Below are 23,494 nucleotides of genomic sequence, written 5' to 3'. Positions count from 1 at the left end.
CGGAGCCGCTCAAAAAAGCCGGTTGAGGCCATCGTAGGCCGCTACCCGATAGGCTTCGGCCATAGTCGGGTAGTTGAACGTGGTGTTCACAAAATACTTCAGGGTATTTTGCTCACCTGGCTGGTTCATGATGGCCTGGCCGATGTGCACGATCTCCGAAGCCTGGTAGCCGAAGCAATGCACGCCGAGCACTTCCAGGGTTTCGCGGTGGAACAGGATCTTCAGCATGCCTTGCGGCTCGCCAGCGATCTGCGCACGCGCCATGCTCTTGAAGAACGCCTTGCCGACTTCATAAGGCACCTTGGCCTTGGTCAGTTCGTGCTCGTTCTTGCCGATCGAGCTGATCTCGGGAATCGTGTAGATACCGGTCGGCACGTCGTTCACATAACGCCAACTGCCGTTGTCGACAATGCTGCCGGCCGCCGAACGGCCTTGGTCATGCGCGGCACTCGCCAGGCTTGGCCAGCCGATCACGTCACCGGCGCCATAGATGTTGGTCACGCACGTGCGGTAATTCTCGTCCACTTCGATCTGGCCACGGCTGTTGACCTTGACCCCGACGTTTTCCATGCCCAGCTTGTCGGTGTTGCCGGTACGGCCGTTGCACCACAGCAAGGCGTCGGCCTTGATCTTCTTGCCAGACTTGAGGTGCAGGATCACACCGTTGTCCAGGCCTTCGACCCGCTCGTACTCTTCATTGTGGCGTACGGTGATGTTGTTATTGCTGAAGTGGTAACTCAACGCCTGGGAAATTTCCGAGTCGAGGAAGCTCAGCAACTGGTCGCGGTTATCCACCAGCTCTACCAGTACACCCAGGCCGCTGAAGATCGAGGCGTATTCACAGCCAATTACGCCAGCGCCGTAGATGATCAGTTTGCGCGGGGTGTGGCCCAGGCTGAGGATGGTGTCGCTATCGTAGATACGCGGGTGGTGGAAATCGATATCCGCCGGGCGATACGGGCGCGAACCGGTGGCGATGATGATGTGCTTGGCCACCAGCTTTTCGACCACGCCGTTGGCGCAGACCACTTCGACGGTTTGCTCATCGGCAAAGCTGCCAGTGCCGAAGAACAGGTCGACACGGTTACGGGCGTAGTAACCGGTGCGCGACGCCACTTGCTTGGAGATAACTTTTTCGGCGCTTTTTAATACGTCCGGGAACGAGAACCAGCGCGGCTCACCAATGGCCCGGAACATCGGGTTGGTGTTGAACTGCATGATCTGGCGCACCGAGTGACGCAAGGCCTTGGACGGGATGGTACCCAGGTGGGTGCAGTTACCGCCGACCTGGCGACGGCTATCGACCATCGCCACCTTGCGCCCAGCTTTGGCGGCGTTCATCGCCGCACCTTCTCCAGCCGGGCCGGAACCCAGTACCACCACGTCGTAGTTGTAGACAGCCATGCGTACTCCTCAGAACAGGCCAGACGTACGGTTAGACGCCTGGCTAAATCATGCCGCGGCCAGCGGGCATGAAGGACAATTTGGCTCAAGTGTGTGAGCCGGGGCACAGTCTATATAAGGCTCAACGCCGCGAACATTAACCCTTGGTCGCGTCGTAGGCCAGCCTTGCCTTAACTACAGGAACAGGAAACTGGCATTACACTGCTGACACGCACCTTCGCAGGACGAGCCATTATGCGGTATGTCGTTTTCTGTTTAATGCTGATTTTTTCGGTTGCAGTGCAAGCCAGCGAGGCTGGCCGCCTCAGGCAGGCTGGTTTCCCTGCGCAATCGCATGAACTGGCGCTGAAAAATCAGGCCGTGCTGGTCTATCTGTGGGCCGATGTTTACGCCGCAGCACTGTATGCACCAGCTGACATCAGCGCAAAACAGTCTTGGGACCAACAAAAGAATCTGCGCCTGGCGCTGTATTACTTTCGCGACATCGACCGTAACGATGTGATCAAGGCCGCCACCACTGCACTGCAGCGTCAGCAAAGCAGCGCCACCCTGGCCCGCTTGAAACCCGAACTGGATCAACTGCATGCCAGCTTTCGAAACATTCGCAGCGGCGATCGTTATGCCCTCGACTTTCGCCCCGGGCGCGGGTTGAACCTGGAGATCAACGAGCAGGTGGTGTTCAGCAGTCGCGATGATGAATTGGCGAAAGCCTATCTGGGCATCTGGTTGGCGCCGAAGGGCCTGTCGGACAGCCTGCGCAAAAGCCTACTGAATTAAACACGAATCCCCTGTGGGAGCGAGCAAGCCCGCCCCCACTTAGGCTTTCATTGCCATCAGCTCTTGCGGCATTGAGTCAGCTTGCTACCGGTTTCTGTTGCGGGTAGTGACCAATACACATATTGTTACAAAACTGCAGCAAGGACGAATGATGACCAAGGATCACCAATAAGATAGCCAAAATGAGTGCATGACATGTCCACTACCACGGGCAAGGGCAAAGCGATTTTTCGCGTTGTCAGCGGCAACTTCCTAGAGATGTTTGACTTCATGGTCTATGGCTTCTATGCCACGGCCATTGCCAAAACCTTCTTTCCCAGCGACAGCGCGTTTGCCTCGTTGATGCTGTCCCTGGCGACCTTCGGCGCCGGGTTCCTGATGCGGCCACTGGGCGCAATCTTCCTCGGTGCCTACATCGACCGCCACGGCCGCAAGAAAGGCCTGGTGATCACCTTGGCCTTGATGGCCGCCGGCACCATCCTCATCGCCTGCGTGCCCGGCTATGCCACCTTGGGCGTGGCCGCGCCGCTGATCGTGCTGCTCGGTCGACTGCTTCAGGGTTTCTCTGCCGGCGTCGAGCTGGGCGGTGTGTCGGTGTACCTGGCAGAAATTGCCACACCCGGCCGCAAGGGCTTTTTCGTCAGTTGGCAGTCCGCCAGTCAGCAAGCCGCCGTGGTGTTCGCCGGCTTGCTGGGTGTGGGCCTCAACCACTGGCTCAGCCCGGAAGAGATGGGTGATTGGGGCTGGCGCGTGCCGTTCCTGATCGGCTGCCTGATCGTGCCGGTGATTTTCGTGATTCGCCGCTCGCTGGAGGAAACTCCTGAGTTCCAAGCGCGTAAACACCGCCCTACCCTGCAGGAAATCGTCCGTTCGATCGGTCAGAACTTTGGCATCGTTATCGCGGGTATGGCCCTGGTGGTAATGACCACCGTGTCGTTTTACCTGATCACCGCCTACACCCCGACCTTTGGCAAGGCCGAATTGCACCTCTCCGATTTCGATGCGCTGCTGGTGACGGTGTGCGTGGGCATCTCCAACTTCATCTGGCTGCCGGTGATGGGCGCGGTGTCCGACAAGATCGGGCGCAAACCGCTGCTGCTGGGCGCGACGATTCTGGCGATCCTCACGGCTTACCCCGCGCTGTCGTGGCTGGTCGCCAACCCGAGCTTCAACCACTTGCTGATTGTGTTGTTGTGGCTGTCGTTCCTGTACGGCTCGTACAACGGTGCGATGGTGGTGGCGCTGACCGAGATCATGCCGGTCGAAGTGCGTACCACCGGGTTCTCCCTCGCCTACAGCCTGGCGACCGCAACGTTCGGTGGCTTCACGCCGGCGGCCTGTACCTACCTGATCCATGTGCTGGATAACAAGGCGGCGCCGGGGATTTGGCTCAGTGGGGCGGCGGTGTTGGGGTTGATTGCGACTTTGATCTTGTTCAAGGGCAATCGGCATGAGCTGCGCACGGCGCAGGCTTCGATGGTGGGTGGCGCCTGATAAATCGCCTTCGCGAGCAAGCCCGCTCCCACATTTAGCCGCGTATAGCCTGAAGAAACGCGGTCGAATGTGGGAGCGGGCGTGCTCACGAAGAGGCCCTTTCAACCACTACAAAACCCGCAGCAATAAAAAAGCCCCGAACCAGTCGGGGCTTTTTCATTGACCGCAAAGGCTTAGCGCGGGAATGCTGGCGGGTTAACCCCGGCCATGTCTTCCATCACGCGAACCACTTGGCAGCTGTAACCGAACTCGTTGTCATACCACACGTACAGCACAACGCGGTTGTCCTGGGTAATGGTCGCCTCAGCATCCACCACGCCTGCGTGGCGCGAGCCGACGAAGTCGGTGGACACCACTTCCTGCGAGTTAACGAAGTCGATTTGCTTATGCAGATCGGAGTGCAGCGCCATGTAGCGCAGGTACTCGTTCATCTCTTCACGGGTGGCGGCTTTCTCAAGGTTCAGGTTGAGAATGGCCATCGACACGTTTGGCGTCGGAACACGGATCGCGTTACCGGTCAGCTTGCCAGCCAGCTCAGGCAGGGCCTTGGCAGCAGCAGTGGCAGCACCGGTCTCGGTGATCACCATGTTCAGCGCGGCGCTACGGCCACGGCGATCGCCTTTGTGGAAGTTGTCGATCAGGTTCTGGTCGTTGGTGTACGAGTGAACCGTTTCGACGTGGCCGTTAACGATACCGAACTTGTCATTCACCGCCTTGAGCACCGGCACGATGGCGTTGGTGGTGCAGGACGCAGCGGACACGATCTTGTCGTCAGCCGTGATTTCAGTGTGGTTGATACCGTGAACGATATTCTTCAGCTTGCCCTTGCCAGGCGCAGTCAGGACAACACGGTCGATACCTGGGCAAGCCAAGTGCTGGCCCAGGCCCTCGGCATCACGCCATACGCCGGTGTTGTCCACCAGCAGAGCGTCCTTGATGCCGTACTGGGTGTAATCCACCTCGGACGGGTTCTTCGCGTAGATCACCTGGATCAGGTTACCGTTGGCGGTGATGGTGTTGTTTTCTTCGTCGATGACGATGGTGCCGTTGAACGGACCGTGTACCGAGTCGCGGCGCAGCAGGCTGGCGCGTTTGGTCAGGTCGTTTTCGGCGCCTTTGCGCACGACGATGGCACGCAGGCGCAGGCCGTCGCCGCCACCGGTTTTTTCGATCAGGATGCGCGCCAGCAGGCGGCCGATACGACCAAAGCCGTACAGCACAACGTCAGTGCCTTTGCGGGCGGCTGCGTTTTGCTGGCCAACCACCTCGGCCATTTCTTCACGCACGAACTGCTCGGCGCTGCGGCCGGCACCTTCTTTGCGGAATTTGTAAGCCAACTTGCCCAGGTCTACCGAGGCCGCGCCGAGCTTGAGCTCGCTCATGGCTTTAAGCAGCGGGAATGTTTCGTGGACGGAGAGTTCGCTGTCGTCGGCGGAACGGTGACGCGCAAAGCGGTGGGCTTTGAGAATCGCGATGACAGACTGGTTGATCAGGCTGCGGCCATAGATCGAGCTCACCACATTGTTATTGCGGTACAGCTGACCGATAAGCGGAATCATCGCTTCAGCGAGCGCTTCACGGTCGATCCATTCACCAAGACACTGGTCGGGCTTCTGAGTCACGGGAACCTTCCACATGTAGGGGCAGAAAAAAGGGGCTACATTATGCCGCTCGCCCCGCCTCGGAGCAATGCGCACCAGGCAACAAAAAGTGCTTGCGAAAAAAACACACCGCGCTGCAGCCCAGTAAATACGCGGGTTCCAGAAGGCCACCAGTTGTGCAGCGACGCTCACTTGTCCGTAACTCTCCGAAACATACGCGCGAATTGGCACTACATATTGAGTCAAAACCCACCATTGTTTGTCTTAGCCACTACATTTCCCACAAACCGTAATAGGCACAGTCAGCAACTGACAGGCGGCACCTCGGGCCGTTACAATTACCGACTTTGTCGCAACGCTTGGAGCTCAACCTTCCGTGCCTGTTCTGCGTCTACCGCTTCTCCCTGCCGCGGCAGGTAAACAGCACTGGGGCAACCTGCCCGGTGCCGCCCTGAGCCTGGCCATTGCCGAGGCTGCCAGCGCAGCCAAGCGCTTTACCCTGCTGCTCACCGCCGACAGCCAAAGCGCCGAGCGGCTGGAGCAGGAGCTGAGCTTCTTCGCCCCGGATTTGCCAGTGCTGCACTTTCCCGACTGGGAAACCCTGCCCTACGACCTGTTCTCGCCGCACCAGGACATCATTTCCCAGCGCATCGCCAGCCTGTACCGCTTGCCGGAACTGGCCCACGGCGTGCTCGTGGTGCCGATCACCACAGCCCTGCATCGCCTGGCGCCGACCAAGTTCCTGCTGGGCAGCAGCCTGGTGCTGGATGTCGGCCAGAAGCTCGACGTGGAGCAGATGCGCACGCGTCTTGAGGCCAGTGGCTACCGCTGCGTCGACACGGTGTATGAACACGGCGAGTTCGCCGTGCGCGGCGCGTTGATCGACCTGTTCCCGATGGGCAGCAAACTGCCGTACCGCATCGACTTGTTCGATGACGAAATCGAAACGCTGCGCACCTTCGACCCAGACAACCAACGCTCCATTGATAAAGTGGACTCGATCAAGCTGCTGCCAGCGCGGGAATTCCCGTTGCAAAAAGACGCGGTCACACGCTTCAAGGCACGCTTTCGCGAACGCTTCGACGTGGACTTCCGCCGCTGCCCGATCTTTCAAGACTTGAGCAGCGGGATTACACCAGCCGGTATCGAGTACTACCTGCCGCTGTTCTTCGACGAAACCTCCACGCTGTTCGACTACCTGCCTCAGGACACCCAAGTGTTCTCGCTGCCGGGTATCGAGCAAGCCGCGGAAAACTTCTGGAGCGACGTGCGTAATCGCTATGAAGAGCGCCGCGTTGATCCGTCCAGACCTTTATTGCCGCCTGCCGAGCTGTTCCTGCCGGTGGAAGACTGCTTCGCCCGCCTGAAAAATTGGCCACGCGTAGTCGCCAGCCAACAGGACGTCGACGCCGGCAGCGGCCGCGAACGCTTCCCGGCAGGCACGCTGCCGGATTTGGCGATTCAGGCCAAAGCCACGCAACCGCTGGAGGCGTTGTCCAACTTCCTGGGTGATTTCCCCGGCCGCGTACTGTTTACCGCCGAATCCGCTGGCCGCCGCGAAGTGCTACTGGAGTTGCTGGAACGCCTGAAGCTGCGCCCGAAAACCGTCGACAGCTGGCCGGATTTCGTCGCCAGCAAAGAGCGCCTGGCGATCACCATTGCGCCGCTGGATGAAGGCTTGTTGCTGGATGATCCGGCCCTGGCGTTGATCGCCGAGAGCCCGCTGTTCGGCCAGCGCGTGATGCAGCGCCGTCGCCGTGAAAAACGCGCGGACGCCAACAACGACGCGGTCATCAAAAACCTGACCGAGCTGCGCGAAGGCGCGCCGGTGGTTCATATCGACCACGGCGTGGGCCGCTACCTGGGCCTGCAGACCCTGGAGATTGACAACCAGGCCGCCGAATTCCTCACCATGGAATACGCCGAAGGCGCCAAGCTCTATGTGCCGGTGGCCAGCCTACACCTGATCGCGCGCTACACCGGCAGCGACGACGCCCTGGCGCCATTGCACCGACTGGGCTCCGAGACTTGGCAGAAGGCCAAACGCAAGGCCGCCGAACAGGTGCGCGACGTCGCCGCCGAATTGCTCGACATCTATGCACGCCGCGCTGCCCGCGAGGGTTACGCCTTCGCCGACCCGAAAGCCGACTACGCCACCTTCAGCGCCGGCTTCGCCTTTGAAGAGACCCCGGATCAGCAAACCACCATCGAAGCGGTGCGCGCCGACATGCTCGCGCCCAAGCCGATGGACCGCCTGGTGTGCGGCGACGTGGGCTTCGGCAAGACCGAAGTGGCCATGCGCGCCGCCTTTATTGCCGTGCATGGCGGCAAGCAGGTGGCGATTCTGGTGCCGACCACCCTGCTCGCCCAACAGCATTACAACAGCTTCCGCGACCGCTTCGCCGACTGGCCGGTGAGCGTGGAAGTGATGAGCCGCTTCAAATCTGCCAAGGAAGTGAATGCCGCCGTCGCCGACTTGGCCGAAGGCAAGATCGACATCGTGATCGGCACCCACAAGCTACTGTCGGACGATGTGAAGATCAAAAACCTCGGGTTGGTGATTATCGACGAAGAACACCGCTTCGGTGTGCGCCAGAAAGAACAGCTGAAAAACCTGCGCAGCGAAGTCGACATTCTTACCCTTACCGCCACGCCAATTCCGCGCACGTTGAACATGGCCGTGTCAGGCATGCGTGACCTGTCGATCATCGCCACGCCGCCGGCGCGGCGCCTGTCGGTGCGCACCTTCGTGATGGAGCAGAACAAAAGTACGGTCAAGGAAGCGCTGTTGCGTGAACTGCTGCGCGGCGGTCAGGTGTACTACCTGCACAACGACGTGAAGACCATCGAGAAATGCGCCGCCGACCTCGCCGAACTAGTGCCGGAAGCACGCATCGCCATCGGCCACGGGCAGATGCGCGAGCGCGAACTCGAACAGGTAATGAGCGACTTTTACCACAAGCGCTTCAACGTACTGATCGCCTCGACCATCATCGAGACCGGTATCGATGTGCCGAGCGCCAACACCATCATCATCGAGCGTGCCGACAAGTTCGGCCTCGCGCAGCTGCACCAATTGCGCGGCCGGGTTGGGCGTAGTCACCACCAAGCCTATGCCTACTTGCTGACGCCGCCGCGCCAGCAAGTTACCGGCGACGCCGAAAAACGCCTGGAAGCTATCGCCAACACCCAGGACCTGGGTGCCGGTTTCGTATTGGCCACCAACGACCTGGAAATCCGTGGCGCTGGTGAACTGCTCGGCGACGGCCAGAGCGGGCAGATCCAAGCGGTGGGTTTCACCCTGTATATGGAGATGCTCGAGCGCGCGGTAAAAGCTATCCGCAAAGGCGAACAACCGAACCTTGATCAACCCTTGGGTGGCGGCCCGGAAATCAACCTGCGCTTGCCGGCGTTGATTCCCGAAGACTACCTGCCGGACGTGCACGCGCGGCTGATCCTGTACAAGCGCATTGCCTCGGCCACCGACGAAGACGGCCTCAAGGACTTGCAAGTGGAGATGATCGACCGCTTCGGCTTGTTGCCGGAGCCGACCAAGAACCTGGTGCGCCTGACCCTGCTCAAATTGCAGGCCGAGCAGTTGGGCATCAAGAAAGTCGACGCTGGGCCGCAAGGCGGGCGTATCGAGTTTGAAGCGCAAACGCCGGTGGATCCATTGGTGCTGATCAAGCTGATTCAGGGCCAGCCCAACCGTTACAAGTTCGAAGGGGCTACGCTATTCAAATTCATGGTGCCGATGGAACGTGCTGAAGAACGCTTTAATACATTAGAGGCGCTGTTTGAGCGCCTCATCCCGAAATCTGCTTGAAGGACGCCCCAATGCGCCTGTTCCGCATTTTGAGCTTGTTGTTGGTGGTCGTTGCTCCTTCGGCGTTTGCCGACAGCCCGTACCTGGTGGAAATGATCCTGGTGCGCCAGAACGCTGAGCCTGTGATCAATAGCCGCGCCGCACCGGAAAACTGGGACGCCGGGGCATCACGGCTACCGGCGGACAAAATGAGCCCGCCGCGGCTGGGCAACATCGTCGACAAACTCAGTGCCGACAACAGCTACACCGTGCTGCTGCACCGCGCCTGGGACCAGAACCTGGGCGACCAACCGGTAAAGCTGGCGATCAGCGATGGCACCGAGCAATTTGGCCAGTTCCCCATCGAAGGCACGCTGAACCTGCAACTGGGGCGCTTTACCGATATCGACGCGGATTTCTGGATCAACCAGTTCGACGCCAACGGTAGCGTGATTGCCAGCGAACACCTGAGCCAGCAAGACGTGCGCACCAAGAACAACCAGCTCAACTACTTGGACGGCGGCCACTTGGCGCTGCTGATCAAGATCACTTCGCTGACCGCCAAACCACCCAGTGCACCACCGCCCGACATTCAGGACTGATCCAGCGCCATGCCCCTGACGTCGTCGTTGACCAAACCCCTGGCCCCTTCGTGGGCCAACCGTTTTAAAGAGCAAAGCCTTGAGCGCGGGCGGCGCTACGCCCTGGAAAACCGCGTGCGCATCGTCGAGTCCGGCGACAGCACCATCATTGCCAGTTGCGAAGGCTCGGGCGGTAACGTTTACCGGCAGACCATCTCGCTGCGCGAATCGGCCAAAGGCATGCTGATTCTGGTGGACAGCCGCTGCACGTGCCCGGTGCACACCAACTGCAAACACATCGCGGCGGTGCTGCTCAAGGTCCAGGAAACCCTGGCCTACCCGGCGGCCGCCCAGGATGCCGAGCTGCTGGAAAAACTCCAGGCCGTGCTGGATAACCGCGTGGTGCTGCCGCAGGTGGTGATGGAGGATGTGCGACCGGTGCCGCGCCTGTGGCTGGCGAGTGTCGAGTTCAGCGCGTTTGAACCGCGCAATGGCAAAATGCAGCGCTACATCCAGCACCGCGCAGCGCTGTCGTTCAATTACTTGGGCAACTATGTCAGCGGACAAAAGAACGCCGACATCGTCGTGCGCCAGGAGACCCAGAGCCTGCGCATCAAGCGCCACCCGGAGCTGGAGCAACCGTATCGTGAGCAACTGCGCCTGCTCGGCTTCAAGATCGCCACGCGCCAGAGCAAGGCGCTGCCGGAGAGTGCTGGCGAATTGTTCGAGATGGTCAATGACAGCGCCTGGCTGAACTTCACCCTCAACGCATCGCCAACCTTGCGCGCCGAGGGCTGGGAGCTGCAGATCGATGAAGATTTCGGCTTCGACTTGAGCGCCGTTGATGACTGGTACGCCACCGTTGATGAAGGCCCGGAGCGCGATTGGTTTGACTTGGAGTTGGGCATCATAGTCAACGGCGAGCGGCTGAGCCTGTTGCCGATCCTGCTCAACCTGATGCGTTCGCACACCGAGATCCTCAACCCGGAGAAACTCGCCCGGCGCCGCGATGACGAGCTGATTCTGGTGAACATCCCTGGCCTGCCGAACGGTCACGGCCCGTTGCAAGTGGCGCTGCCTTATGGGCGCTTGAAACCGGTGCTGGCCACCCTTGGTGAGTTTTACTTGCAGGAACCCGGCAACATCACATTGCGCCTGGCCAAGGCCGATGCGATTCGCCTCAACCCGCTGGAAGACTTGCCACTGCAATGGGAAGGCGGTGACAAGATCCGCAACTTCGCCCAACGCCTGCGCGACATCAAGGACTTCACCTGCGTCGCGCCCGAAGGCTTGAACGCGACCTTACGCCCGTATCAGCTCGAAGGCCTGAGTTGGATGCAGTCGCTGCGCCAACTCGACGTGGGCGGAATTCTTGCGGATGACATGGGACTGGGAAAAACCTTGCAGACCCTGGCGCATATTCTCAGTGAGAAAATCGCCGGGCGCTTGGATCGGCCGTGCATGGTGGTCATGCCCACCAGCCTGATCCCCAACTGGCTCGACGAAGCAGCGCACTTTACGCCGCAACTCAAAGTGCTGGCGCTGTATGGCGCAACGCGTAAGAAACATTTCCAGAGCTTGCAGAACTATGACCTGCTGCTGACCACCTACGCGCTGCTGCCCAAAGACATCGAACAACTCGCCGCCCTGCCCTTGCACGTGCTGATCCTCGATGAGGCGCAGTACATCAAGAACCCCAACAGCAAGGCCGCCCAGGCCGCGCGCGAGCTGAATGCACGTCAGCGCCTGTGCCTGAGCGGTACACCACTGGAAAACCACCTGGGCGAGCTGTGGTCGCTGTTCCACTTCCTACTGCCAGGCTGGCTGGGCGACGTGAAAAGCTTCAACCGCGATTACCGCGTGCCCATCGAAAAGCGCGCCAGTGATGTGCGATTGCAGCACCTTAACGGTCGGATCAAACCTTTCCTGCTGCGCCGCACCAAGGAACAAGTGGCCACGGAATTGCCGCCCAAAACCGAAATCATCCATTGGGTCGACCTCAACGAGGCGCAGCGGGACGTGTACGAAACCATGCGTCTGGCCATGGACAAGAAGGTGCGCGACGAGATCACCCGCAAGGGCGTGGCGCGCAGCCAGATCATCATTCTTGAAGCACTGCTCAAACTGCGCCAGGTGTGCTGTGACCTGCGCCTGGTTAACGATGCCACCCTGCCCGCCCGCGGCAGCAGCTCGGGCAAGCTCGACAGCCTGATGCAAATGCTCGAAGAGCTGTTTGCCGAAGGGCGCCGGATTCTGCTGTTCTCCCAGTTCACCTCGATGCTGAGTCTGATCGAAGCCGAACTGAAAAAGCGTGGCGTGGCGTACGCACTGCTGACCGGCCAGACCCGTGACCGGCGCACACCGGTGAAGGATTTCCAGAGCGGCAAGCTGCAGATTTTTCTGATCAGCTTGAAGGCTGGCGGCGTGGGCTTGAACCTGACCGAAGCCGACACCGTCATCCACTACGACCCTTGGTGGAACCCGGCCACGGAGAACCAGGCGACTGACCGTGCGTATCGCATCGGTCAGGAGAAGCCGGTGTTTGTGTACAAGATGATTGCGCGGGGCACGGTGGAGGAGAAAATCCAACACCTGCAGAAGGAAAAGTCCGACTTGGCGGCAGGTGTACTGGACGGACGCAAGACGGGGGACTGGCAGCTGGGCAACGAGGATATCGAGGCGTTGTTTGCGCCGTTGCCCCACAAGCAAGAGAAGCGCTGACTGACAGACCGCCTTCGCGAGCAAGCCCGCACACATTTAATCGCGTACATCCTTTTGGAATGCGGTCGAATGTGGGAGCGGGCTTGCTCGCGAAGGGCGCACCACGGTTATCAGTCGATCAACTGAGCATCCCGCAACGCTGTGAGCGCCACCAACCAACGCGGGTCCTGCTTATAGTCCATAGAGGCAATCGCCTGCCCACGCATCCGCGCCATCCGCGCCGAAGGCGTAACTTTCATGCGCTGCGCCGCAGTCAGCGCCAGCTCAGCAGCCGCACGATCGTTGCACACCAAGCCCATTTCGCAGCCGGCGGTCAGCGCCGCTTCGATCCGGCTGGCCGCATCACCGACCACATGCGCCCCGGCCATGGACAGGTCATCACTGAAAATAACCCCATCGAACTGCAACTCACCACGCAAAATATCCTGCAACCAGCGACGCGAGAAACCGGCAGGCTGGGCGTCAACCTGTGGGTAGATCACGTGAGCAGGCATCACGGCCGCCAACTGCTTGCTCAGGCGTGCGAACGGCACCAAATCATTGGCGCGAATCTGTTCCAGGCTGCGTTCGTCATTGGGAATCGCGACGTGGGAATCGGCCTCAGCCCAGCCGTGGCCCGGGAAGTGTTTACCGGTGGCGGCCATGCCGGCGCTGTTCATGCCGCGAATGAAGGCACCGGCGAGCACGGCGGCGCGCTCGGGGTCGCCTTCGAACGAGCGGGAGCCGACCACGGCGCTGCGCTGGTAATCGAGGTCCAGCACTGGGGCAAAGCTCAGGTCGAGGCCAACCGCCAGCACTTCCGTGGCCATGATCCAGCCACACTGCTCGGCCAGGTATTCGGCATTCGGGTTATCTGCTAACGCGCGCATGGCCGGCAGGCGCACAAAGCCTTGGCGCAGGCGTTGCACGCGACCGCCTTCCTGGTCGACGGCCAGCAGCACGTCGGGGCGTACGGCACGAATCGCCGCGCTCAACTCGCGCACTTGGCGAGGGTGTTCGATGTTGCGCGCGAAAATGATCAAGCCGCCCACTTCAGGCTGACGCAACAGGTGGCGATCCTCGGCCGTCAGCCAAGTACCGGCAACGTCGACCATTAAAGAACCTTGCAGGGCAGCAGTCATAAACCTTCCTTAAATAACGCACACAACCCGTTGCCCTCACGTGGCGCGATAAGCGCAGTGAGCACAACGGGTTGCGAGTAAATAGCTGAAATCGGCATGGCGGTTAGCTTAGCGGATGCAAGCGGCCGCGCACACCCGGGCGATCATGCCTTGGCGGTGGACGGCGTGGATTTGCTGCGCGGGCGCATTTGCGCAGCAGCCATGGCCTGGTCGGTCACACCGGTTTCGGCGCGCATGCCGGCGGCGAGGAACGGCACCATCAGGCGCATCACCTGTTCTATTGAGGTATTGACGCCGAAATCGGTCTCGGCAATCGCGCGCAAGGCTTTGATCCCGGACATGCTGAACGCAGCGGCACCGAGCATGAAGTGCACGCGCCAGAACAACTCGATCGGTGGTATACGCGGCGCAGCTTCGTTAACCAACAACATGTAGCGACGGAACACCTTGCCGTACATGTCCTCCAGGTAACGTCGCAGGTGGCCCTGGCTCTGGCTGAAGGCCAGGCCCAGGAGGCGCATGAAAATCGACAGATCATTGCCGCTGCGCGGTTGAACCACCAGCGCTTGCTCAACCAGGATTTCCAGCAGGTCTTCCAGGCTTGGCTTGTGTTCAGGCTTGGTCTGGCGGCGCTCCAGCTCACGGTCGAGGCTGGCGCAGAACGGCCCCAAAAAGCGCGAGAACACCGCCTGGATCAGGGCTTTTTTCGAGCCGAAATGGTAATTCACGGCGGCGAGGTTGACCCCAGCCTTGCTGGTGATCAGCCGCAATGAAGTTTCAGCAAATCCTTTTTCCGCGAACAATTGCTCGGCAGCATCGAGAATGCGTTCAACGGTTTCCGACTGGGCCATGGCTACTCCGCCTGACAAACACTTGTTTGAAACATACGTTTCAGGTTGTGTCTTGTCAAGCCTGTGAGTCCGTTTTCCGGCCGGGCAGTCATCTATTTCATGGCTATTTAATCACATCCTTCCTGCTCTGTAGGCAGCGCTGTCTCTGTCTTACAGAACGGATGACGAATGACCGTCCAGCGGAGCGCTCGAAAAGGATGATTGCCAAGCGCAGTTCACTGTATATAATCCCAGTCACTGTATAAAAAGACAGAGCGATCAACATGCTAAAACTGACGCCACGCCAAGCTGAGATTCTGGCTTTTATCAAGCGCTGCCTCGATGACAACGGCTACCCGCCGACACGAGCGGAAATTGCGCTGGAACTGGGGTTCAAATCCCCCAACGCCGCCGAAGAACACCTCAAGGCCCTCGCTCGCAAAGGCGCGATCGAAATGACCCCGGGTGCTTCACGCGGTATTCGCATCCCTGGCTTCGAAGCCAAGGCCGACGAATCGACCCTGCCAATCATCGGTCGCGTCGCCGCTGGTGCGCCGATCCTGGCGCAGCAGCACGTCGAGGAATCCTGCAACATCAACCCGACCTTCTTCCATCCGCGTGCCGACTACCTGTTGCGCGTACACGGCATGAGCATGAAGGACGTGGGCATTTTCGACGGTGACCTGCTGGCCGTCCATACAACGCGTGAAGCCCGTAATGGCCAGATCGTCGTCGCGCGTATCGGCGATGAAGTCACCGTAAAACGCTTCAAGCGCGAAGGCAGCAAGGTTTGGCTACTGGCCGAGAACCCTGAATTCGCGCCGATTGAGGTGAACCTGAAAGATCAGGACCTGGTGATCGAAGGCTTGAGCGTTGGCGTCATTCGCCGCTAAAGGAGGCACCATGCAGCTCGTGCACACCCCACAACACACACAACTGTCGCTGTTCGAGGCCTTTATGGCCCAACCCCTTGCGCCCATCCTCAAGGAAACGGTCGAGGCCCCTTGGGGCTCCGAACCCGAGGCATTCAGTGAACTGTCGTTGCGCGGTGCAGCCGGGAGCTGCCTGAGCCTGCTGGCGCCGATCCTTCGCGAACTCAGCGAGGAGCAGGACGCGCGCTGGCTGACGCTGATCGCCCCGCCCGCCAGCCTGACCCAGGCCTGGCTGCGGGACGCCGGCCTCAACCGCGAGCGCATCCTGCTGCTGCAACCACGCGGCACTCAAAGCGCCCAGCAACTGACCTGCGAAGCCTTGCGCCTGGGGCGCAGCCATACGGTGGTGAGCTGGTTGAACCCGCTGAATGCTGCGGCCAAGCAACAGCTGATCAGCGCTGCGCGTACGGGCGATGCGCAGAGTTTGAATATTCGTTTGGGATAATACTGCCGATTTGGCAGAGTGCCTTCTGTGGCAATTGGACTTGCTGTTGCCACTGGGCTTGTGTGGCAAGCGGGGTTGCCACAGCAAGCACGCTCACAAAAAAGCGCGCTTAGCGAAAGAAATCAGTGAAGAACCCGCGGCCCGTCATCCTTCTCCGGCTCGCCTTCTGCCAGGCGACCCGCCATCTGCACACCAACGCTCAACATGGCTTTGGCCACTTCCACGTGCTGGCCCTGTAGGAACGCTTTTGCGTCTTCGGAAAAATCCAAAATAACCAGAGAACCCTCGTCCTCAGCCCGGCGCAGCTCGATTCGGCCGTCAGGCAACTCTACAATTTCCAGAAAGGACGTTGGCATAAAAGTCTGTTCTCCACGAAAGGCCGGGATTATATCAGTCATCCAGTCAGCCTCGGTGAGGATCTGAACAGGTTTCTTTACGGCTTGATGAATGGTGCCTTCTGAAAAAAGCCGGAGACCCATGTGGGGGCTGGCCTGGCTGCGATGGCCGGCGCTCAGTCAGACCGTGATTGCCGGCCCGAAGCGATCGCAGTCGAGCCACACACTGACTCTTATTAGCAGACCAATAGATCTAGATCAGCATTCGTTCAAGCCTTCGCGAAACCGCAACGCCATCTTCTTCAACTCCTGGCGCCAGCCCTCCAGCTCTTCCCGACTCAATGGCTTAGGCTCATCTTCTTCCAGCGCGACGGCCACGATCAGCGGCTGCGTGACATCGCCCTTGGGCACGTGGGGAACGCGTGGCGGTTGGAACATATCGGCATGCGCCTTGAGCAGCCGGGCTACCCAACTGTCGGGGCTCTGGGCCATTTCCACCAGTTCAGCCAGTTCAGGGATAGCCATGGAATCCAGCACTTCGCGGCTTATGATCATTTCTGCGCGCGGCGAACCGGCCTGGGGCAAACGGTAGAACCCGGCGATTTCATGGCACAGCCCCAGCAAAGCGCCATACAGGTGGAATAACGCCGCTTCACGCCCGGCCTGGACCAGCGCGATGGCATTCATCTCCTTCCCTTCCTCGGCACGGCCAAGGGCTTCCAGGGACAAACCCGCGAAGTAAATTTTCTGATTGGTACGGGTATAGAGTTCGTTGGCCATAACGGCAGTCTCCACAACGAAATAAGCGTGATGCTGGCTGAACAGTGTCACGGATCAGCCGAACGCACTGCAAGCGTAAAAAAAGGCCGCCTGAACAGGCGGCCTTTGTATTTTGCAGCGTCGTCGATCAAGCGCCTTGGCGCTTGTCCTCGACTTTCCACTTGCCGCCGTCGTAGAACGCTTTCCAGCCGGTAGGCTTGCCGTCCACTTCGGTCTGCACGTACTGCTCCTTAGTTTTGCGGCTGTAGCGGATCACAGACGGGCGACCGTCGGGATCCTTCTTCGGCGCTTCACACAGGAAGTGGTACTTAGGATCGATCTCGTCTTTGTGCGGCACGATTTCCATCACCAACGGCGCGCGGGTCTCGCGGTTCTTCGGGAACTGGCTGGCCGCCAGGAACAAGCCCGAAGCCCCGTCACGCAGGATGTAGGTGTCGTTGACCTTCTCGCACTTGAGCTCAGGCATCTTCACCGGGTCCATCTTCGGCGGCGCCGCGTCACCACTCTTCAGCAGTTTGCGGGTGTTCTTGCATGTCGGGTTGGTGCAACCGAAAAACTTGCCGAAACGGCCGGTCTTGAGCTGCATCTCGCTGCCGCACTTGTCGCATTCCAGGCTCGGGCCTTCGTAGCCCTTGATGCGGTAGCTGCCCTCTTCGATCTCGTAGCCGTCGCAATCCGGGTTGTTACCGCAGATGTGCAACTTGTGCTTCTCGTCGAGCAGGTAGGCGTCCATCGCCGTGCTGCAGATCGGGCAACGGTGCTTGCCACGCAATACCAGCGACTCGGATTCACCCTCGTCGTCAGCAGCGATTTCATCACCCGGCACCAGGTTAACGGTGGCCTTGCAGCGCTCTTTCGGCGGCAGGCTGTAGCCCGAGCAACCGAGGAACACACCGGTGGACGCCGTACGAATCTGCATCGGGCGCCCGCAGGTCAGGCACGGAATATCAGTCATTACCGGCTGGTTGGCACGCATGCCGCTCTCAGGGCTTTCGGCTACTTCGAGTTTTTTCTTGAAGTCGCCGTAGAACTCATCCAGTACGTTTTTCCAGTCACGCTCGCCCTGGGCCACGTCATCGAGGTTCTCTTCCATGCCGGCGGTAAAGCCGTAGTCCATCAAATTGGAGAAGCTCTCGGACAGGCGCTCGGTCACGATGTCGCCCATCTTTTCCGAGTAGAAACGACGGTTGTGCAGCGCTACGTAGCCACGGTCCTGGATGGTCGAGATGATTGCCGCATAGGTCGAAGGACGACCAATACCGCGCTTTTCCATCTCTTTTACCAGGCTGGCTTCGGAGTAACGCGCCGGCGGCTTGGTGAAGTGCTGGGACGGGTCGAGCTTGATCAGCTTCAACGTGTCGCCCTGGGCCATGTCCGGCAGCACGTCGTCATCGCCTGGTTTGGCAATTTGCGGCATCACCCGAGTGTAGCCGTCGAACTTGAGGATACGGCCCTTGGCACGCAGCTCGAAGTCGCCAGCGCCCACACTGACGGTGGTGGACAGGTATTGCGCCGGCAGCATCTGGCATGCCAGGAATTGGCGCCAGATCAGCTCGTAAAGGCGCTCAGCGTCGCGCTCCATGCCCGTCAACTTGCTTGGCTCGGTGTTGGCGTCGGAAGGACGAATCGCTTCGTGAGCCTCCTGTGCGCCTTCTTTGCTGCTGTAGACGTTCGGCTTCTCCGGCAGGTACTTCTTACCGAACTCGGTCTCGATATACGTACGCGCCATCGCCACCGCGTCTTGCGACAGGTTGGTGGAGTCGGTACGCATATAAGTGATGTAGCCGGCTTCGTACAGACGCTGGGCCATCATCATGGTTTTCTTCACACCGAAGCCCAGGCGGTTACTCGCGGCCTGTTGCAAGGTGGAGGTGATGAACGGCGCCGACGGCTTGCTGCTGGTCGGTTTGTCTTCACGCTTGACGATGCTGTAGCTGGAAGCCTTGAGCTTCTCCAGCGCGGCCATGGCCTGGGCTTCGTTCAGCGGCTTGAAGGCCTCGCCTTTTTCACGGGCCACTTCAAAGCGCACGTTGGCGCCCTTGGCGGTGCCAAGGTCAGCGTGCACTTCCCAGTATTCTTCGGGGTTGAACGCACGAATTTCGCGCTCACGCTCCACCACCAGCTTGACCGCTACCGATTGCACACGGCCGGCGGACAGGCCACGGGCGATTTTCGCCCACAGCAGCGGCGAGACCATGTAGCCCACGACGCGGTCGAGGAAACGACGCGCCTGTTGCGCGTTGACGCGGTCGATGTCGAGTTCGCCCGGCTTGGAGAAGGCTTCCTGGATGGCTTTCTTGGTGATTTCGTTGAACACCACACGCTTGTAGCGGCTGTCATCACCGCCGATGGCTTCGCGCAGGTGCCAGGCAATGGCTTCCCCCTCGCGGTCCAAGTCCGTCGCGAGATAGATGGTGTCAGCATCTTTGGCGAGCCGGCGCAGCTCTTCGATGACCTTTTCCTTGCCTGGAAGGATTTCGTACTTGGCCTTCCAGCCATGATCCGGGTCCACACCCATGCGTGAGACCAGCTGCTTGCGCGCTTTCTCTTTAGGGGTGAGCACCGGACCCTCGCCCGCAGCCGCCTTGCCGCGCTTGGCGGCAGGCTCCTTGCTGGCGCTAGCCGAACCGCTGGTGGGCAGGTCTCGGATATGGCCGATACTCGACTTCACCACGTACTCGTTACCCAAGTACTTGTTGATGGTCTTGGCCTTAGCCGGGGATTCCACAATGACCAGCGATTTGCCCATGGATCGGAAAATTCCTGAATTCGAGAAGTGAAAGGCAGTTGGCGCCTGTCGCGGCAACGCTATATATAGTGGCAACAAGGTGAGGTCAAGCGCAGCATTCTGCGCGGCCTGCCGTTATTGCCCCGAAAAAAGACTGGGTTCGGCCTGGACCAAAGCAAAGCGTGGGACCTGCGCGCCGTCAACTTCGACGGTCTCCAGGAACATGCTCAAAGGGCGCACCCAAAAGCCGTAATCGCCATACAGTGCTTGGTAAAACACCACTTCTTCTTCGGTCTCGGAGTGCCGTGCCACGTTAAAAACGCGGTACTGCGGCCCCTTATAATGTTGGTAGAGCCCTGGTTCGACTTTCATGTTTTGGCCCTCTTACAAAATTTGTTAAAAAAAAAAATTAAAAATTCCAAAAAACAAAAACCGGGGCACTGGGCCCCGGCTTCCGTCAACCTAACGCTTAGACGCGTTCGAAGACGGTGGAAATGCCTTGGCCAAGACCAATGCACATGGTTGCAACCCCAAGGTTGCCGCCATTTTGCTTCATCACATTAAGCAAAGTGCCGGAGATACGTGCACCGGAGCAACCAAATGGGTGGCCCAAGGCAATCGCACCGCCGTGCAGGTTAACCTTCTCGTTCATCTTGTCGAGCACTTTCAAATCTTTCAGCACTGGCAGGGCCTGTGCGGCGAAAGCTTCGTTGAGCTCGAAGAAGTCGATATCGGCGATGGTCAGGCCTGCGCGCTTCAAGGCTTTTTGTGTGGCCGGTACTGGACCATAGCCCATGATCGCAGGGTCCACACCCGCCACTGCCATCGAACGAATCACGGCCATCGGCTGGATACCCAGGTCTTGGGCACGCTGTGCCGACATCACGATCATGCACGAAGCACCGTCAGTGATTTGCGACGACGTACCGGCTGTCACGGTGCCGCCCTTTGGATTGAAGGCAGGCTTAAGGGCTGCCAGGCTTTCCAGGGTGGTTTCCGGACGAATAGTCTCGTCATAATCGAACAGTTTGAGGAAACCGTTCTCGTCGTAGCCGTTCATCGGGATGATTTCATCCTTGAACTTGCCTTCAACAGTCGCCTTGTGGGCCAACTGGTGGGAGCGCACGCCGAAGGCGTCCTGGGCTTCGCGGGTAATGCCATGCATTTTGCCGAGCATTTCTGCGGTCAGGCCCATCATGCCCGAGGCTTTTGCCGCGTACAGCGACATGTGCGGGTTAGGGTCGACGCCGTGCATCATGCTGACGTGGCCCATGTGCTCCACGCCGCCAACCACGAACACATCGCCGTTGCCGGTCATGATCGCCTGCGCAGCGGTGTGCAGCGCGCTCATCGACGAGCCGCACAGGCGGCTAACGGTCTGGCCGGCTGCGGTGTGCGGGATCTGGGTCATCAACGACGCCATGCGCGCGATGTTCCAGCCCTGCTCCAGGGTCTGGTTGACGCAGCCCCAGATCACGTCCTCGACTTCGTTCGGGTCGACCTTGACGTTGCGTTCCAGCAATTTGCTGATCAGGTGCGCCGACATGTCTTCGGCACGAGTGTTGCGGTGCATGCCGCCCTTGGAGCGGCCCATTGGTGTGCGACCGAAGTCGACAATCACCACGTCTCTTGGATTCAAGCTCATAAATATTCTCGCTCTATTCGTCTGGGCGCTTAACCGAAGAAGCTCTGGCCATTTTTGGCCATTTCACGCAGCTTCGCGGTCGGGTGGTACAGCGGGCCCAAATCAGCGTATTTGTCAGCCAGGGCAACGAACTCGGCTACACCGATCGAGTCGATGTAACGCAGCGCACCACCACGGAATGGAGGGAAACCAATACCGTACACCAGGCCCATATCGGCTTCGGCGGCGGTTTCAACAATGCCGTCTTCCAGGCAACGCACGGTTTCCAGGCACAGGGCGATCATCATCCAGTTGATGATGTCCTCGTCGGACACCTCACGCTGTTCGTAGATGACCGGCGCGAGTACTTCGTGAACCGACGGATCGGCCACTTTCTTCTGCTTGCCCTTCTTGTCGGCCTCGTAAGCGTAGAAGCCTTTGCCATTCTTCTGGCCCAGGCGCTTGGCCTCGTAGAGCGCGTCGATCGCCGAGCGGCGGTCGTCTTTCATACGGTCCGGGAAGCCTTCAGCCATGACGTCGCGACCGTGGTGGCCGGTGTCGATGCCGACCACGTCCATCAGGTACGCCGGGCCCATTGGCCAGCCGAATTTTTCCATGACTTTGTCGATACGCACGAAGTCCACACCGGCGCTGACCAACTTGGCGAAACCACCGAAGTACGGGAACAGCACGCGGTTGACCAAAAAGCCCGGGCAGTCGTTGACCACAATCGGGTTCTTGCCCATTTTCTTGGCGTAGGCAACGGTGGTGGCAACTGCCAGCTCGCTGGACTTCTCGCCACGGATCACTTCCACCAGCGGCATCATGTGCACCGGGTTGAAGAAGTGCATGCCGACGAAGTTTTCCGGACGCTTGAGGGCTTTGGCCAGCAAGCTGATGGAAATGGTCGAGGTGTTAGAGGCCAGGATGGTGTCTTCTTTAACCTGGGCTTCCACTTCAGCCAGAACGGCCTGCTTGACCTTCGGGTTCTCGACAACGGCTTCGACCACCAGGTCGACGTGGCCGAAATCGCCGTAGGACAGCGTAGGACGAATGCCGTTAAGCACTTCAGCCATTTTCGCAGCGGTCATGCGGCCTTTATCAACGCGGCCCACCAGCAGCTTGGCGGCTTCCGCCAAGCCCTGCTCAATGCCGTGCTCGTTGATGTCTTTCATCAGGATCGGTGTGCCTTTGGACGCCGACTGATATGCGATACCGCCGCCCATGATACCGGCGCCGAGCACGGCAGCCTGTTTCACGTCTTTGGCGATTTCGTCGTAGGCCTTGGCCTTTTTCTTCAGCTCCTGGTCGTTCAGGAACAGGCCGATCAGACTCTGGGCAGCCGAGGTTTTCGCCAGTTTGACGAAGCCTGCCGCTTCCACTTCCAGGGCTTTGTCGCGACCGAAGTTCGCGGCTTTCTGGATGGTCTTGATCGCTTCAACCGGCGCCGGGTAGTTCGGGCCGGCTTGGCCAGCCACGAAACCTTTGGCGGTTTCGAACGACATCATTTGTTCGATGGCGTTGAGCTTGAGTTTCTCAAGCTTCGGCTGACGCTTGGCCTTGTAGTCAAATTCGCCGCTGATGGCGCCTTTGATCAGGTTCAGTGCAGCTTCGGCCAGTTTGTCCGGGGCAACCACAGCGTCGACGGCACCGACTTTCAGCGCGTCTTCTGCACGGTTTTCCTTACCAGCGGCAATCCACTCGATGGCGTTGTCAGCCCCGATGATGCGCGGCAGGCGTACGGTGCCGCCAAAACCTGGGTAGATGCCCAGTTTGACTTCGGGCAGACCGATTTTGGCGGTCGCCGACATGACGCGGAAGTCCGCGGCCAGGCACATTTCCAGGCCACCGCCCAACGCGATGCCATTGATCGCGGCAACGGTCGGCACATTGAGGTCTTCGAAATCGCTGAAGATCTTGTTGGCTTCGAGGTTGCCAGCCACCAGCTCGGCATCGGGCAGCTTGAAATTGTCGACGAATTCGGTGATGTCAGCGCCGACGATGAACACGTCCTTGCCGCTGGAGACGATCACACCCTTGACCGAAGCATCTGCTTTGATGGTGTCTACGGCCTGACGCAATTCATTCAGGGTTAGACGGTTGAACTTGTTGACGGACTCACCCTTGAGGTCGAATTTCAATTCGACGATGCCACTTTCAAGAGCCTTAACCGTGATGGCTTTACCTTCGTAAATCATCAACTGATCTCCACGATATGGAAGCTGAACAGTACACATTGGACGCTGGCCTATTGGTTTGACATTGATAATTTGGTCAATGCTCACGCCAATCCGCCAGGCACACCCGCCAATGCGC

Annotated in this window: 17 protein-coding genes; 7 read left to right on the top strand and 10 right to left on the bottom strand. The window is 59.5% G+C overall.

What is annotated here, in order from left to right; all coding sequences use genetic code 11:
* Positions 1–9: 9 nt before the first annotated feature.
* Positions 10–1,404: a Si-specific NAD(P)(+) transhydrogenase gene (gene sthA, locus FW764_RS11150; protein WP_083359549.1), complete on the bottom strand. Its 1,395-nt coding sequence runs from the start codon at positions 1,402–1,404 to the stop codon at positions 10–12.
* A 234-nt stretch (positions 1,405–1,638) separates the two neighbouring features.
* On the opposite strand from sthA, the gene FW764_RS11145 reads away from it, so the two are divergent.
* Together FW764_RS11145 and tcuC are read left to right on the top strand one after the other, a co-directional pair.
* Positions 1,639–2,181 (top strand): chalcone isomerase family protein, encoded by a 543-nt coding sequence (locus tag FW764_RS11145; protein ID WP_446433983.1) that lies wholly within the window; start codon positions 1,639–1,641, stop codon positions 2,179–2,181.
* Positions 2,182–2,376: 195 nt separating this feature from the next.
* A complete protein-coding gene (gene tcuC, locus FW764_RS11140; protein ID WP_446433982.1) occupies positions 2,377–3,675 on the top strand; it encodes a tricarballylate/proton symporter TcuC in 1,299 nt (432 codons plus the stop codon).
* Between the two features lie 173 nt (positions 3,676–3,848).
* On the opposite strand, the gene FW764_RS11135 is transcribed toward tcuC, so the two are convergent.
* Entirely contained in the window at positions 3,849–5,312 is a 1,464-nt protein-coding gene (locus FW764_RS11135; RefSeq protein WP_446433981.1) for a glyceraldehyde-3-phosphate dehydrogenase, read from the bottom strand.
* Positions 5,313–5,652: 340 nt separating this feature from the next.
* Between FW764_RS11135 and mfd the strand changes: the two genes are divergently transcribed.
* From mfd to FW764_RS11120, 3 genes are read left to right on the top strand one after another with little or no spacing between them, the layout of a single operon-like run.
* Positions 5,653–9,102 (top strand): transcription-repair coupling factor, encoded by a 3,450-nt coding sequence (gene mfd, locus FW764_RS11130; protein ID WP_446433980.1) that lies wholly within the window; start codon positions 5,653–5,655, stop codon positions 9,100–9,102.
* Between the two features lie 11 nt (positions 9,103–9,113).
* Positions 9,114–9,683, top strand: coding sequence for a CsiV family protein (locus FW764_RS11125; RefSeq protein ID WP_446433979.1), 570 nt, complete (start codon positions 9,114–9,116; stop codon positions 9,681–9,683).
* A 9-nt stretch (positions 9,684–9,692) separates the two neighbouring features.
* Positions 9,693–12,383, top strand: a complete 2,691-nt coding sequence (locus FW764_RS11120; protein ID WP_446433978.1) for a DEAD/DEAH box helicase — start codon at positions 9,693–9,695, stop codon at positions 12,381–12,383.
* Between the two features lie 110 nt (positions 12,384–12,493).
* Here FW764_RS11120 and nagZ read toward each other — a convergent pair whose 3' ends face one another.
* Complete coding sequence (nagZ, locus tag FW764_RS11115) at positions 12,494–13,504, bottom strand: beta-N-acetylhexosaminidase (protein ID WP_446433977.1); 1,011 nt, start codon at positions 13,502–13,504, stop codon at positions 12,494–12,496.
* A 143-nt stretch (positions 13,505–13,647) separates the two neighbouring features.
* The gene (locus tag FW764_RS11110; RefSeq protein WP_446433976.1) at positions 13,648–14,355 is read right to left on the bottom strand and encodes a TetR family transcriptional regulator; all 708 of its coding nucleotides are present in this window, start codon (positions 14,353–14,355) and stop codon (positions 13,648–13,650) included.
* 263 nt (positions 14,356–14,618) lie between these two features.
* On the opposite strand from FW764_RS11110, the gene lexA reads away from it, so the two are divergent.
* Both lexA and sulA read left to right on the top strand, forming a co-directional pair.
* On the top strand, positions 14,619–15,227 hold the full coding sequence (gene lexA / locus FW764_RS11105) for a transcriptional repressor LexA (protein WP_003172575.1): 609 nt from the start codon (positions 14,619–14,621) through the stop codon (positions 15,225–15,227).
* A gap of 10 nt (positions 15,228–15,237) precedes the next feature.
* A complete protein-coding gene (gene sulA, locus FW764_RS11100) occupies positions 15,238–15,711 on the top strand; it encodes an SOS-induced cell division inhibitor SulA (RefSeq protein WP_446433975.1) in 474 nt (157 codons plus the stop codon).
* Positions 15,712–15,833: 122 nt separating this feature from the next.
* On the opposite strand, the gene FW764_RS11095 is transcribed toward sulA, so the two are convergent.
* The 6 genes from FW764_RS11095 to fadB all read right to left on the bottom strand — a co-directional run bounded on the left by FW764_RS11095 (position 15,834) and on the right by fadB (position 23,376).
* The gene (locus FW764_RS11095; protein WP_053255041.1) at positions 15,834–16,067 is read right to left on the bottom strand and encodes a hypothetical protein; all 234 of its coding nucleotides are present in this window, start codon (positions 16,065–16,067) and stop codon (positions 15,834–15,836) included.
* 237 nt (positions 16,068–16,304) lie between these two features.
* Entirely contained in the window at positions 16,305–16,826 is a 522-nt protein-coding gene (locus tag FW764_RS11090; protein ID WP_446433974.1) for a DUF6586 family protein, read from the bottom strand.
* A gap of 127 nt (positions 16,827–16,953) precedes the next feature.
* Positions 16,954–19,575, bottom strand: a complete 2,622-nt coding sequence (gene topA / locus FW764_RS11085; RefSeq protein ID WP_446433973.1) for a type I DNA topoisomerase — start codon at positions 19,573–19,575, stop codon at positions 16,954–16,956.
* A gap of 114 nt (positions 19,576–19,689) precedes the next feature.
* Entirely contained in the window at positions 19,690–19,926 is a 237-nt protein-coding gene (locus FW764_RS11080; RefSeq protein ID WP_446433972.1) for a DUF1653 domain-containing protein, read from the bottom strand.
* Between the two features lie 97 nt (positions 19,927–20,023).
* Positions 20,024–21,199, bottom strand: coding sequence for an acetyl-CoA C-acyltransferase FadA (fadA, locus tag FW764_RS11075; protein ID WP_446433971.1), 1,176 nt, complete (start codon positions 21,197–21,199; stop codon positions 20,024–20,026).
* Positions 21,200–21,228: 29 nt separating this feature from the next.
* Positions 21,229–23,376 carry a fatty acid oxidation complex subunit alpha FadB gene (gene fadB / locus FW764_RS11070; RefSeq protein ID WP_083359563.1) on the bottom strand — a complete coding sequence of 716 codons (2,148 nt, stop codon included), beginning with the start codon at positions 23,374–23,376 and terminating at the stop codon, positions 21,229–21,231.
* Between the last annotated feature and the right edge of the window lie 118 nt (positions 23,377–23,494).

The organism is Pseudomonas sp. 1152_12 (genome assembly GCF_052850675.1).
Note: the sequence above shows the minus strand (reverse complement) of the source record. Positions and strands in the feature narration are given on the sequence as shown.

What these genes read in the sequence shown, in the direction of transcription:
- fadA (WP_446433971.1), bottom strand. Translation starts at nt 21,199, where the DNA reads ATGAGCTTGAATCCAAGAGACGTGGTGATTGTCGACTTCGGTCGCACA.
- topA (WP_446433973.1), bottom strand. Translation starts at nt 19,575, where the DNA reads ATGGGCAAATCGCTGGTCATTGTGGAATCCCCGGCTAAGGCCAAGACC.
- FW764_RS11090 (WP_446433974.1), bottom strand. Translation starts at nt 16,826, where the DNA reads ATGGCCAACGAACTCTATACCCGTACCAATCAGAAAATTTACTTCGCG.
- FW764_RS11095 (WP_053255041.1), bottom strand. Translation starts at nt 16,067, where the DNA reads ATGCCAACGTCCTTTCTGGAAATTGTAGAGTTGCCTGACGGCCGAATC.
- sthA (WP_083359549.1), bottom strand. Translation starts at nt 1,404, where the DNA reads ATGGCTGTCTACAACTACGACGTGGTGGTACTGGGTTCCGGCCCGGCT.
- FW764_RS11125 (WP_446433979.1), top strand. Translation starts at nt 9,114, where the DNA reads ATGCGCCTGTTCCGCATTTTGAGCTTGTTGTTGGTGGTCGTTGCTCCT.
- FW764_RS11120 (WP_446433978.1), top strand. Translation starts at nt 9,693, where the DNA reads ATGCCCCTGACGTCGTCGTTGACCAAACCCCTGGCCCCTTCGTGGGCC.
- lexA (WP_003172575.1), top strand. Translation starts at nt 14,619, where the DNA reads ATGCTAAAACTGACGCCACGCCAAGCTGAGATTCTGGCTTTTATCAAG.
- FW764_RS11135 (WP_446433981.1), bottom strand. Translation starts at nt 5,312, where the DNA reads ATGTGGAAGGTTCCCGTGACTCAGAAGCCCGACCAGTGTCTTGGTGAA.
- FW764_RS11145 (WP_446433983.1), top strand. Translation starts at nt 1,639, where the DNA reads ATGCGGTATGTCGTTTTCTGTTTAATGCTGATTTTTTCGGTTGCAGTG.
- sulA (WP_446433975.1), top strand. Translation starts at nt 15,238, where the DNA reads ATGCAGCTCGTGCACACCCCACAACACACACAACTGTCGCTGTTCGAG.
- fadB (WP_083359563.1), bottom strand. Translation starts at nt 23,376, where the DNA reads ATGATTTACGAAGGTAAAGCCATCACGGTTAAGGCTCTTGAAAGTGGC.
- tcuC (WP_446433982.1), top strand. Translation starts at nt 2,377, where the DNA reads ATGTCCACTACCACGGGCAAGGGCAAAGCGATTTTTCGCGTTGTCAGC.
- nagZ (WP_446433977.1), bottom strand. Translation starts at nt 13,504, where the DNA reads ATGACTGCTGCCCTGCAAGGTTCTTTAATGGTCGACGTTGCCGGTACT.
- FW764_RS11110 (WP_446433976.1), bottom strand. Translation starts at nt 14,355, where the DNA reads ATGGCCCAGTCGGAAACCGTTGAACGCATTCTCGATGCTGCCGAGCAA.
- FW764_RS11080 (WP_446433972.1), bottom strand. Translation starts at nt 19,926, where the DNA reads ATGAAAGTCGAACCAGGGCTCTACCAACATTATAAGGGGCCGCAGTAC.